Source organism: Roseibium sp. (genome assembly GCF_025698965.1).
Lineage (GTDB): Bacteria > Pseudomonadota > Alphaproteobacteria > Rhizobiales > Stappiaceae > Roseibium.
This window is the reverse complement of sequence record NZ_JAILWL010000164.1, coordinates 1-11,973: the sequence shown is the minus strand read 5'-3', so window position 1 is coordinate 11,973 and position 11,973 is coordinate 1. Positions and strand designations below refer to the sequence as shown.

11 protein-coding genes are annotated in these 11,973 nt (G+C 54.9%); 8 read left to right on the top strand and 3 right to left on the bottom strand.

The genetic code is table 11. The features are described from left to right. Positions 1 to 352, bottom strand: a 352-nt coding sequence (locus tag K5905_RS14725) for an NAD(P)/FAD-dependent oxidoreductase (protein WP_297585242.1), incomplete at its 3' end; no start/stop codon positions are given. Between the two features lie 369 nt (positions 353 to 721). Between K5905_RS14725 and K5905_RS14720 the strand changes: the two genes are divergently transcribed. The 4 genes from K5905_RS14720 (at position 722) to K5905_RS14705 (ending at position 3,516) form a co-directional block, all read left to right on the top strand. Beyond that, positions 722 to 1,570: a uracil-DNA glycosylase family protein gene (locus tag K5905_RS14720; RefSeq protein WP_367186967.1), complete on the top strand. Its 849-nt coding sequence runs from the start codon at positions 722 to 724 to the stop codon at positions 1,568 to 1,570. A 92-nt stretch (positions 1,571 to 1,662) separates the two neighbouring features. After that, complete coding sequence (locus tag K5905_RS14715) at positions 1,663 to 2,304, top strand: PilZ domain-containing protein (protein WP_297585238.1); 642 nt, start codon at positions 1,663 to 1,665, stop codon at positions 2,302 to 2,304. Positions 2,305 to 2,426: 122 nt separating this feature from the next. After that, entirely contained in the window at positions 2,427 to 3,284 is an 858-nt protein-coding gene (locus K5905_RS14710; protein ID WP_297585236.1) for a S49 family peptidase, read from the top strand. 46 nt (positions 3,285 to 3,330) lie between these two features. Next, on the top strand, positions 3,331 to 3,516 hold the full coding sequence (locus K5905_RS14705; RefSeq protein WP_297585233.1) for a hypothetical protein: 186 nt from the start codon (positions 3,331 to 3,333) through the stop codon (positions 3,514 to 3,516). Between the two features lie 76 nt (positions 3,517 to 3,592). Here the strand turns inward: K5905_RS14705 and K5905_RS14700 are convergent, their stop codons facing one another. Continuing rightward, entirely contained in the window at positions 3,593 to 4,981 is a 1,389-nt protein-coding gene (locus tag K5905_RS14700; protein ID WP_297585231.1) for an MATE family efflux transporter, read from the bottom strand. Between the two features lie 310 nt (positions 4,982 to 5,291). Here K5905_RS14700 and K5905_RS14695 point away from each other — a divergent pair, with 310 nt between their 5' ends. From K5905_RS14695 to gltS, 4 genes are all read left to right on the top strand, one after another. Continuing rightward, entirely contained in the window at positions 5,292 to 6,260 is a 969-nt protein-coding gene (locus K5905_RS14695) for a glycine--tRNA ligase subunit alpha (protein ID WP_297585230.1), read from the top strand. A 248-nt stretch (positions 6,261 to 6,508) separates the two neighbouring features. Then, positions 6,509 to 7,066 carry a LemA family protein gene (locus K5905_RS14690; RefSeq protein WP_297585228.1) on the top strand — a complete coding sequence of 186 codons (558 nt, stop codon included), beginning with the start codon at positions 6,509 to 6,511 and terminating at the stop codon, positions 7,064 to 7,066. A 14-nt stretch (positions 7,067 to 7,080) separates the two neighbouring features. Next, complete coding sequence (locus K5905_RS14685) at positions 7,081 to 9,027, top strand: DUF2207 domain-containing protein (protein ID WP_297585227.1); 1,947 nt, start codon at positions 7,081 to 7,083, stop codon at positions 9,025 to 9,027. A gap of 82 nt (positions 9,028 to 9,109) precedes the next feature. Further along, complete coding sequence (gltS, locus tag K5905_RS14680; RefSeq protein ID WP_297585226.1) at positions 9,110 to 10,330, top strand: sodium/glutamate symporter; 1,221 nt, start codon at positions 9,110 to 9,112, stop codon at positions 10,328 to 10,330. Between the two features lie 29 nt (positions 10,331 to 10,359). Here gltS and K5905_RS14675 read toward each other — a convergent pair whose 3' ends face one another. Then, the gene (locus tag K5905_RS14675; RefSeq protein WP_297585225.1) at positions 10,360 to 11,940 is read right to left on the bottom strand and encodes an EAL domain-containing protein; all 1,581 of its coding nucleotides are present in this window, start codon (positions 11,938 to 11,940) and stop codon (positions 10,360 to 10,362) included. Positions 11,941 to 11,973 lie beyond the last annotated feature (33 nt).

Genomic DNA, 11,973 nt, shown 5'->3' with positions numbered 1-11,973 from the left:
TGCCGTGATTGTTCATGAGCTTCGGCATGAACATGTTCGGAAGACGAATTGAGCCTGCCGGGCCGAGAACCAGAAAATGATCCTCGGTTACCTCGGTCTTGATCGGCGTATCTTCCTCACGCCATTCCGGAATCAGCTGGTCGAGGGCAATCGGATCGATTACCGCACCAGAGAGAATATGGGCTCCGACCTCGGATCCCTTTTCCAGAACCACAACGCTTAGGTCTTCGCCTTTTTCGCTTGCGATCTGTTTCAGACGTATTGCAGCTGCCAGACCCGCGGGACCAGCGCCGACAATCACGACATCCACATCCATGCTTTCGCGTTCACCAAGCGCGTCTTGTTCGCTCATATTCATCTCCCTCTGCCCAATGGGGCTATACCCGTATCGCCTTCTTTGCCCTATTTGGCAGCGCAAAACACGACATTTTTCACCTTCGAATGCGAAATCCGGGCAGCAATTCGTCTTATTGGGTCCAGATAGACCAAAGCAAGGCCAAAGCGTCAAGCGAAAAGAATTACGTTTACGTAAACGTAACTTTTGTTTTGGGTGCGAGTTTCTTTTGTGAACAGACTCTGGAAAACTCCTGGGATCGCGCTCGTGTCTTGCTCTGCTTCTTGTGCTTGACCGACATCTGGTTAAACTCCGCCTTCGGAGGCAACATCTTTGCAACAATCCCCTCAAGACACCCGACAGATCGAAGCTTTACTGGATTTCTATTTGGATTCTGGCGTCGATTGTTTTTTGGGTGACGAGCCCGTCGACTGGTACGAGTTGACGGTTCGGCAGGCGGCGCAAAGGCGGCAGGCACAGGCGTCACCCACTCAACAGCATGCGCAGAACTCAGTAAGGGCAGCTTCCAGTGCCGGTCCGGCACGGGACAGGCCGCCGGCTAGGGTTGGCAATCAGACACCACAGCCTGCGATGATGCCAATAAATACCGGGCCAGCCGCTGTTGTTCCGGACGGGGAAATTGTCGCATCCGCGCGGGATCTGGCGTCATCGGCAAAATCGCTCGACGAATTGCGGGCCTGTCTGGACACCTTTGATGGCTGCAATCTTAAATTGACTGCCAAAAAACTCGTCTTTTCAGATGGCAATCCAGCCGCAAAACTGATGTTTGTAGGCGAGGCGCCGGGCAGGGACGAGGATCTTCAGGGAAAACCGTTTGTCGGACGCTCCGGCCAACTCCTGGATCGTATGCTTGAGGCGATCGGCCTCGACAGATCGTCTGCTTACATTGCCAATGTCGTGCCCTGGCGGCCGCCCGGCAACAGAACCCCGACCCCTCAGGAAACTGAAATCTGCAAACCCTTCATTTCCAGGCAGATCGAATTGGTCAATCCCGACGTGCTTGTGTTTCTGGGAGCGGCGTCGGCAAAAACGCTTTTGGGTGTTCAGGACGGCATTCGGAAAATGCGTGGACGGTGGATGACATATCCCGTTCAGGGCCGGGAGATCGCAGCCATTGCGACCTACCACCCAGCCTATTTGTTGCGCAGTCCGCTCGAAAAACGTTTGTCTTGGCGGGACTTTCTGAGCATTCGTGCGAAACTTGCAGATAACTGACGCACCGATCTCCTTGTGTTAACTCGGCTTTTAGTCTTTAGGTTGTAGCCTGAAGTGTACTTAAGCGGGGGGATGAATTGAGCAGTCTTGCCATGGCACAGAAGGCTGATAACAGCTTGACGACACTTGTCGTCGATCTTGCGGATATGTCGTGCTTCGAGGCGATAGCGCACGACATTTCCGACAAGAGCTGCTGGGTCGTGTCCGATAAGGTTGACCAACTCAAGGAAGAAGTTGGTTTGCGCCTTGCCGGGTTTGACAAACTGGTGCGTGGCACTGTGGTTGCCTATGGTGACAATGAAGCCCTGATTTCATTTGAAACCGGCAAATGTAGCGAACCGACGGAAAAACGTCGTGAGGTTCGCCGTCCGGTTTGGATAAATGCCGTCGTCTGTGGCCGGGCCAACCCGATTACAATGAAATGCCGGATCGTCGATGCCAGCAGGTCGGGATGCCGCCTTGAAGGGGACAACCTGAACCGGTTGCCTAGGGAAATCGACATCTCGATACCGGGCCTTGATTTGCCGATTGCTTCCAAAATCGTCTGGCGCAAGGATGGTCAGGCCGGCGTTCAACTGAATTGGCCTTTTGAGCCGGAACCGGACACGGCCCCACAGTCGCTCCTGCAGAAGTTTGATGAAGAACAGGCCAGGGAAGAGGCAAAGGCAAAACAAAAGCCCAAATCCAGGTCAGGCTCCAAACCGAAACCGCGCATCAGTGCCTTTGGGCGGTAAAAGCCGACAAATGAAGCTCGGTATAGCGATTGCGTAGAATTAACAAGCTCATGGTCTTTGCAAGATGCCATTTGATACATATATCGGATGGAGTTTGTGAATTATATCAGGGCTAACTCAACGTGCTTTCCACTTTGCGCCGTTATCTTCCGAAACGTTTCCGCGGTGACAAGACTGTAATACCGGTCGTGCGCCTTCAGGGCGCCATCGGCATGGGCGGACCCATGCGGTCCGGCTTGTCTTTGGCATCGGCTGCCTTGCCGTTGGAAAAGGCGTTCTCGGTCAAGAAGGCACCTGCCGTTGCCTTGATCGTCAACTCTCCTGGTGGCTCACCTGTTCAGTCACGGTTGATTTTCAAGCGTATCCGAGACCTGGCAAAGGAAAATGAGAAAGACGTTCTCGTCTTTGTGGAAGATGTCGCGGCCAGCGGCGGTTACATGATTTCCCTGGCAGGCGATGAGATTTTCGTCGACCCGTCCTCTATTGTCGGTTCGATCGGTGTCGTTGCCGCAGGATTTGGCTTTACCGATATGATCAAAAAAATCGGGATTGATCGCCGAGTTTATACGGCGGGGGAAAAGAAGGTCACGCTTGACCCGTTCCAGCCGGAAGTGCCGGAAGATATCGAATATCTGAAAAGCCTTCAGCTCGAGATCCACGAAACCTTTATCGACATGGTCAAGTCAAGGCGTGGCGATGTCCTGACCGATGATCCGGATCTGTTCACCGGAAAGTTCTGGACGGGCCGCATGGCTATCCAGCTGGGGCTCGTGGATGCAATTGGCGATCTGCGCGGCATTATCAAGGAACGGTATGGCAAAAAGGCCGAACCGAAACTGATTTCCACCCCGCGCGGACTGTTCGGCCGCAGGGCTGGGCTCGGCGTCGCATTGTCCGACCGCCGATTGACGGAAGGCCTTGGCAATGAACTGATTTCAGCGGTTGAAGACCGAGCTTTATGGATGCGTTACGGCCTTTAAAAAGGCGCAAAGATTTGGGATGTGAGGAGAGACAAGGGGAGTTCAGATGACAGAACTGATTGGTGTTGCAGCGCTCGCTGTTGGCGGCTACTGGATCGTACAGCGCGTCAAGCGCAAGATGGCTGAAGTTGAAAACCAGATCTCCAAGGCCGCGGCGAAAGCCGATCCTCACGGCCGTGGTGCCAAGCTTGTCCTCGACCCGGTGACCGGCAAATACCGTCCGCAGAGCTGATCGGGCAACCAAATCTCGTAATGTTTCCTCTCAGAACGGCGGACCGGATTCATGTCCAGCCCGCCAGTCTTGTTTGTTAGGCGGATGCGGCCCGGAACAGCCCCCAACGCAGAGAACTCTTGCGCGCCGACAACATCAGAACCAGCAATACCAAAGCAACCTGAAAGACATCTGAGACTGGTCCGGCCAACCAGATGCCCCACTCGCCGACCATTGCAGGTAACAGCAAAACTGCCGGCAGGAAGAAACAGTATGGTCTAAGCAGGCTTAGAAGAGCTGCGCGCTTCGCATCTCCAATCGCCTGAAAGTAAGTCGAGATGACGAGCAATGGTCCCGCCGCAAAATACATCGCGACCATGACCGGCAGAATGCGCGCCATCTCTTCGGCCACCCTGGTGTCTTCAACGAAGATCATTCCGATCGGATGAGCAAGAAGCGACAGCACAACCTGGGAGCCGAGGCAGTAGACCAGTGCCGAAATCAATCCCAGCCTGAGCGTGACATCCGACCGTTCCCACAGGCGTGCACCGAAATTGTTTCCGATCATGGCCTGAAGTGCCTGACTTAGTCCAAGCAGAGGCAGAAAGAAGAAAGTCATGATCCTTGTGATGACACCAAAGGCGGCTACCGTATTCGCATAGTCCGAACCGCTATAGAGCTGAAGTGCTGCAAATGTGACGGAGGATCCTAGCGCAATTCCGATGAAGCTCAGGCTTTGCGGAGCGCCCAGTGCCAGTATGGATGGCCAGCAAGAGGTTGGTGGAAACGCCAACAGGGTTGTCGGTCGCAACAGTGTTTGCCCGAAACTTCTGAACACCACGACGAAGGACATGGCGCATAATTGAGCCAGAACGGTGCCATAGGCAGATCCTGCAACTCCGAAGTCCAAAACGGCCACCAGCACGAAGTTGAAAGCAATATTTGCCAGAGACACAAAAACGCTGGTACCGGCCATCAGGCCGATGCGCCCTTCGCTGCGCAATGCGTCGGCGTTGACGGACAGCACAAAAAGCAGCGGTGACGACCAGATTGTGATTGCCAGATAAGTATAGCTCATGCCGGCAATGCGAGCCGATCCGTCTGCGGCCGCATACGTGATGTCGCGCCCGAAAAGCAAAAACAGGGTTATGATGGCTGCGCTGAAACAGAGCGCCAGTCCATGTGCACCGGCAAAGGCGGCACGGGCATCGTCTGTGCGATTGCCACCAAGTGCCCGCGCCAGAACGCTGGCCATGCCATTTGCAACAAGAGTTGCCAGGGCGGCCAGCAGCATATAGGCGGGAAACATCAGCGTGACGGCACTCAACGCGTCGGCGCCGACATAGATTCCCAGAAAGATCGCATCTGCAACAGTCAAAAAACCGTTCATGCTCATGACGAGGATGATCGGCAAGGCTGTTTTTAATAGTGTCAGGCCGGGAGGCCCGTGTGTGAACGCGTTTGGGCGAGCCGTGTCTTGCGACATGCTTTTCTCCGATAAGTCAGGTTTTGAGATTAGGAGGGGCTCGCGTTGCCACCGGAGAAGAGAAGTGCGCTATAACCGGCAGATATCTGAGACCAGAATTTCACCTTGACCTGAAGTCTGCGAGCGGCAGGTATCTGGGACCGGTTGAGACCCTAGTCAAAACGCAAGGGTTCCGTCAACAGCCATGTCACCCGCTGTGTTCCTGCATGAGCATAGCTTCTGCCCTTGACCTTGCTGCGGCTCCGTGGCACCTCTCGCCACCGGACTGGCGGGCTATTCCGCCGACACTGCCTGATTTCGGAATTTATCCATGTCGACTGAAACTCTGCCGGCGCATATGCGTCCGGAAAACTCATTCCAGGGCCTGATCCTGACGCTGCAACGCTTCTGGGCCGATCAGGGTTGCGTGGTGCTTCAGCCCTACGACATGGAAGTTGGCGCCGGTACTTTCCACCCGGCGACGACGCTGCGCTCCCTTGGGCCGCGTCCCTGGAAGGCAGCTTATGTACAGCCGTCACGCCGTCCAACAGACGGTCGCTATGGCGAAAATCCAAATCGTCTGCAGCACTATTATCAGTTTCAGGTCATCCTGAAGCCGTCCCCATCAAACCTGCAGCAACTTTATCTGGACTCGCTTTATGCGATTGGCCTGGATCCGAAGGTTCACGACATCCGGTTTGTCGAAGACGATTGGGAAAGCCCGACGCTTGGTGCCTGGGGGCTCGGTTGGGAATGCTGGTGCGATGGCATGGAAGTGTCCCAGTTCACCTATTTCCAGCAGGTGGCAGGGTTTGAGTGCTCTCCGGTTTCCGGCGAGCTCACCTACGGTCTTGAGCGCCTGGCCATGTATATCCAGGGTGTCGATAACGTTTACGACCTGAATTACAACGGCATGGAAGGCGACGACAAAATCACCTATGGCGATGTCTTCCTGCAGGCCGAACAGGAATATTCCCGGCACAATTTCGAGTACGCCGACACGGAGATTCTGTTCCGCCACTTCAAGGACGCGGAAAGCGAATGCCGCGCACTCCTTGAAGCCGGCGCAAAAGCCCGGGACGAAGCAGGCGCAAATGTGCACAAGGTCGTTCTGCCGGCTTATGACCAGTGCATAAAGGCCAGCCACGCCTTCAATTTGCTCGACGCGCGCGGCGTGATTTCCGTGACTGAACGCCAAAGCTACATTCTGCGCGTGCGCGAACTTGCCAAAGCCTGTGGTGCTGCTTTCCTGGAAACGGAAGCGGGCGGTGTCGGTTATCACAATCAGGCAGCGCAATAAGATCAATTCGGTGGTGACAGATCTGTTTCCTGAAAAGGCCGCTCGAATGAGTGACCTTTTTGGTTTGTGTTCCCAAACCAGCTTGAGCGACATTTCTGAAGCTGGATTTGAGACAATCGCCGGTCAGGAACCGCGACGACATCGATTGAATGAATTGATACAGAAATGAAACAAAACAATACTGTAAACCGGATGACATTCGGAATTTGAAGCGATAGCCTCCGCAACGAATTTGCGGAGGTATTTTTATGATTGCTTGGTTCATCCTGACACTATTGATTGTTCTTTCTGTCGTCGTGATCCTTCTTTACAACGCTCTGGTCAAAAAGCGGCAGATGGTGGAGGAAGGCTGGAGCGGGATCGACGTTCAGCTCAAACGGCGGGCGAACCTGATCCCGAACCTGATCGAGACAGTCAAGGGTTATGCATCCCACGAACAGGAAACCCTGGATACCGTTACCCGGCTTCGCACCGAGGTCGGGGCTTTGCCGAAAAACGATGTCGTGGGTCGGGCGCAGGCTGAAAGCCAGCTGTCCCAGGCGCTGGGCCGTCTTTTTGCAGTTGCGGAAGCCTATCCGGATCTGAAGGCCAGTCAGAACTTTGCCGACCTTCATCAGTCGCTCGATGACATAGAAGACGCCATTCAAATGGCCCGTCGCTACTACAACGGCGCTGTTCGTGGATTGAATGTAGCGGTCGAAAGTTTTCCGTCAAACCTGATTGCCAGCCAGTTCAAATTCGAAAAGGCTGAGTATTTCGAAATCGAAGATGACGCGGATCGGGCTGTTCCGAAAGTCCAGTTCTAACGGAGACCGGTCTTATGAGCATTTTTCGATGCGCGGCTTGCACCGCTGCAGCATTCATTCTCGTTGTGATCAGCTGGTCTGCTCAGGCGGACGAACGGATCCTGAAGTTCGTCTCCAATATCGATACTGCGCGCGACGGTACTCTGACCGTGACGGAGACAATCACTGTACGGGCAGAAGCCAAGCAGATTCGGCGCGGTATTTTCAGAGATATTCCGCTAAGTGCCAAAGGAGCGAGCGGCAGGACCTATCAGGTTGGTTTCAAGCTTCTGTCCGTTTTGCAGGACGGACAGCCTGCACCGCATTTCACGCGGCGCAGTGCGGACGGTATCCGGATCTATGTCGGCGAAGAAAGCGTATTCCTTCAGCCGGGAAACTACACGTACACGTTTGTTTACGAGACCGACCGGCAGATCCGTTTTTTTGATAGTCACGATGAGATCTACTGGAATGCAACCGGTGTGGAATGGGCATTCCCGATTGACGAAGTTGTTGCCCGGGTGGTGTTGCCGGCTGATGTAAAGGCAAGCGACTGGACCGGCTTTACGGGCGGTTTCGGTGACACAGATCAGGACTTCCGGACCCGTAGCGATGAAAATGGCTCGGAGGTCATATTCACGACCACCAAAGCCCTGGCGCCACATGAGGGTCTGACTGTTGTCGTCAATATGCCCGCAGGATCGATCGCGCAGCCTACCGATGCTCAGCAGTTCCAGTATTTCCTCAGTGACTACAAGTACGATCTGATCGGCGGGGCGGGCGCGCTGCTGGTATTGATCTATTATCTCTACGCCTGGATGAGAGTTGGTCGTGACCCGGCAAAAGGTGTCATCTTTCCAAGGTTCAATCCGCCGGCAGAAATATCACCGGCACTGTCAAGGTATATTGTCAATCGCGGCTTTGGCGATGGGGGATGGGTTGCGCTTTCCGCAGCCTGTCTGAGCCTGGCTGTCAAAAAGCGATTGCGTCTTGAAGATAACGATGGGGAAGTGACACTTCATCTGGAACCCGAAGGTAGAAATGGACGCGCACCAGGCTCCGAGTTGCCGAAAGGGGAGGCGGTACTTGAAAAATGGCTAAACGATCGCGATAGCCCACTCATCCTCAACGAGAATAACGGCAAGTCGATTCAGGCACTGGGAAGCAAATTCTGCGGTGCCATATTGGGCGAGAGCAGCAATGTCTTTTTCAAGAGCAATTGGACCTATCTGATCCCTGCTGTCCTGCTGACAATCGTGACGATTGCCGTGATGGTCGCGTTGGTTTTCCTGACGCAGTCCAAGGCTCAGCAGGAATTTGTCATCATGTTCCTGTTCCTGTCTGTCTTTGCGACCTTTCTGTCGGTCGGTTTCGGCTTCATCTTCTTTCGCCTGGTCAGCTTTCCGGTAAGGATCGTTCTGACATTCATTGCCTTCGGTCTTTTGATGTTTGGCGTTGCCAGCCTTGCAAACCTTGCCACCGGCGGGCTGGATTCAATGCCGGCCTTTCCGCTCAGCGTGGCGGCGCTTATTGCAATGAACGTCCTGTTCTTCGGTTTGATCGGTGCTCCGACCGCTCTCGGCCGGCAGAAACTCGACGAAATCGAGGGGTTGAAGCTTTATCTGTCGGTGGCGGAGAAAGATCGCCTCAATATGACTGAAGCGCCGGATATGAGCACCATACATTTTGAAAAGCTGCTCCCCTACGCAGTTGCGCTCGGGGTTGAAAGGCCCTGGGCAAAAGCCTTCGAAGGCTGGCTTGCAACGTCTGCAGGGGCGGCCGAGGCCAGCAGGTATCACCCGGGCTGGTATTCCGGCCGCACGTTTGATGCCCGCCATATTTCCGACAGTGTCGGCGCAACTGCAAGCGCCATGGCAGGTTCGTTCCAGTCTTCGTTGCCAGCCCCCGATACCTCCAGTTCCGGCTCTTCAGGTGGCTCCTCCGGCGGCGGTGGTGGCGGCGGCGGTGGTGGAGGCTGGTAGAGCCGCTTGCGTTTTGAGACACATTTGTTTCTATGCCGATTGGAGCGTCTGATTTGAAAAGGCATAAGGGAGCTGGGGAACGATGTCGGCAGAGACACTCTCGCTGAGCGAGTTTGTAAGCTTCAATCTGGCGATCCTGGTGTATTTTCTGGGTGTCCGGCTGAACAAGAAAATAGCGTTTCTGCGCCACTACAATATTCCCGAACCGGTCTCCGGAGGCCTGATGGTGGCTGTTGTGGCGCTTGTGGTCTATCTCGCATGGGATACTGAAATCGGGTTCTCGCTGTCTTCGCGCGACTACCTGCTTTTCTGTTTTTTCACTGCAATCGGGCTGAACGCGCGTTTCTCGGATCTCGCCAAGGGCGGACGTCCGCTCCTGATTCTCCTTTGCCTGACCATCGGCTACATGGTGCTGCAAAATGTTGTCGGCACAGGGATCGCGGTTGCGCTGGGGCTGCCGACCGGTTTCGGACTGCTGGGCGGCACCGTCTCCCTGGTCGGTGGCCATGGTACGGCGATTGCCTGGGGCCCACGGCTCGTCAGCGACTATGGTGTGGTCGGAGCAGTCGAAATCGGCGCTGCAACAGCAACACTCGGGCTGATCGCAGCCAGTCTTCTGGGGGGGCCGGTCGGCAATTACCTGATCGAACGAAAGGGTGCCAAGCCGGATCCGAACCTTCCTCATGAAGACCCCATAATCGGAATTGAAACCGCCGAAGAAGCTGATACCAAGGTCACCCATACGGGACTGATGCGGTCGCTTCTGGTGCTTAACATTGCGATTGCATTGGGCGTCGTTCTTCAGGAGGCCCTGGTGAACACAATCGGCCTGGACCTGCCGGTCTTCGTCGCGTGCCTCTTTTGCGGCATCGTATTGTCCAACACGGTTCCGCTGATTTTTCCGAAGATGACATGGCCGGCCCGGTCTTCGTCCCTGGCCGTCATTTCCGATCTTGCGCTCGGTATCTTTCTGACCATGTCATTGATGAGCCTGCAACTTTGGACCATTGCCGGGCTGGCAGGGCCGATGATGCTGATCCTGGCAACGCAGGTCGTCGTTGCCGCGCTCTATATTATCCTTGTCCTTTTTCCACTGATGGGACGCAACTACAATGCGGCCGTGCTGGGGTCGGGTTTCGCAGGTTTCGCCCTGGGGGCAACCCCGACGGCCATTGCGAACATGACTGCCGTAACCAAGCGCTACGGTCCCTCGACACAGGCTTTCCTGATCCTGCCGCTGGTTTCGGCCTTCTTTGTCGACCTCGCCAATGCGGTCATCATCCTGCTGTTTCTCGGCGGATGATTACAGCACTGGCGGGTGAAGGGAATGGGTCAGGCAGCGTCGATCTTTTGCCCAAAGGGCAACTGGCCGTCTTCCTGTAGTTTCAGAAGGTCCGCAGCGTCTTCTGCGGCAACGGCTTCCGCATAAAGGAACCCCTGTCCGTAATGGCAGCCATTCGTGCTGAGCGCTTCATGGACATCGTTTTCTTCGATCCCTTCAGCGACGGCTTCGATATCCAGTCCCTTCGACAGGACCAGAATGGCTTCGACGATCGCACCGCACTGTTTGTCGACCAGCATGCGTTCGGTGAAGGACCGGTCGATCTTGACTTTCTGGATAGGAAAATCGCGCAGGTAGCTCATGCTGGAGTGTCCGGCACCGAAATCGTCCAGCGCAATCGAAATTCCGGCATCGTTCAATTCGGTCAGAAGGCGTTTGGCAAATTCCGGGTTCTTTACCAGCGAGGTTTCCGTGATCTCCAGGACGAGGCGCTTTGGGTCAAATCCGCATTGCTCCAGAATGGACCTGATCTGGTTGGGCAAGGCGGGATCTTGCAATTGCACCGGAGACAGGTTGAAAGACAGATAAAGCTCCTCCGGCCAGTCCTTGGCAGCTCGGCAGGCGTCGTTCAAGAGATGGCGTGTCAGTTCGGAAATGATGCCGCAGTCTTCCGCAATGGGAATGAACTGTGTCGGCGGCACCATGCCAAAGTCGCTGTCTGTCCAGCGTGCAAGAGCTTCAAATCCGGCAATCTTGCCGGTATCCATGTCCAGGATAGGCTGATAATGCGCGTTGACCTGATGGTCGTCGATCGCGCGGCGAAGGCGTTGTTCCAGAAGGGTCCGGTGCAGGATCGAGGCGTCCATGTCCACTTCAAAGAAACGGTAGGTGGAGCGCCCGGAGGACTTGGCACGATAAAGCGCGATATCGGCCCGGCGTAGAAGTTCAGTGATCGCATAACCATCGTGAGGGTAAAGAGCGATGCCGATACCCGTGCCGATCGATATCTGTCGCTCGCCAAGTTCGAAGCGTTCGTTGATGCGCGTCAGCAGCCGTCTGGCAAAACCTGTTGCTTCGGATTTTTCCTTGAAAACCGGTGACACGATCGCGAATTCATCTCCGCCAAGACGGGCCACGATACCGTCCTTGCCGAGGATTTCGGTGAGTCGAACCGCGAAGCTGCGCAGGAGGTTGTCGCCAAACTCGTGTCCGTAGACGTCATTTATCGGTTTGAAGCCATCCAGATCAAGCATCATGATTGCCCGGAAATCGTCGGACTTTACCTCGTTGGTGAGGTCGGGAAAGGCTTCCAGCAACCGGCGGCGGTTCGGCAGGCCTGTCAGCGGGTCATGCTGGGCAAGCGCCAGTGCTTCCGAGTGTGCGGATGACCGAGCCGTCAGTTCTTGCCGCAAGCGGCTGGTGGCCCAAATCCCGTAGATGAGGCAAAGTGCTGCAAATCCAAGCAACAGACTGGTGATCAGGTTGAAAATCTGACTTTCCTTGCCGGACTCTTCAATCGGAAAAAAACTAGGTAAAAATTGCAGGAGAACAAAACTGCCGATTACTAAAATCAGAAGTACAATCATAGATCGAGATAGAAGTCGTTTTTCTGTAACTTCCTGTTTAGTCACGTAATTTGTCCTAATACATTAAATTTCGCGCTT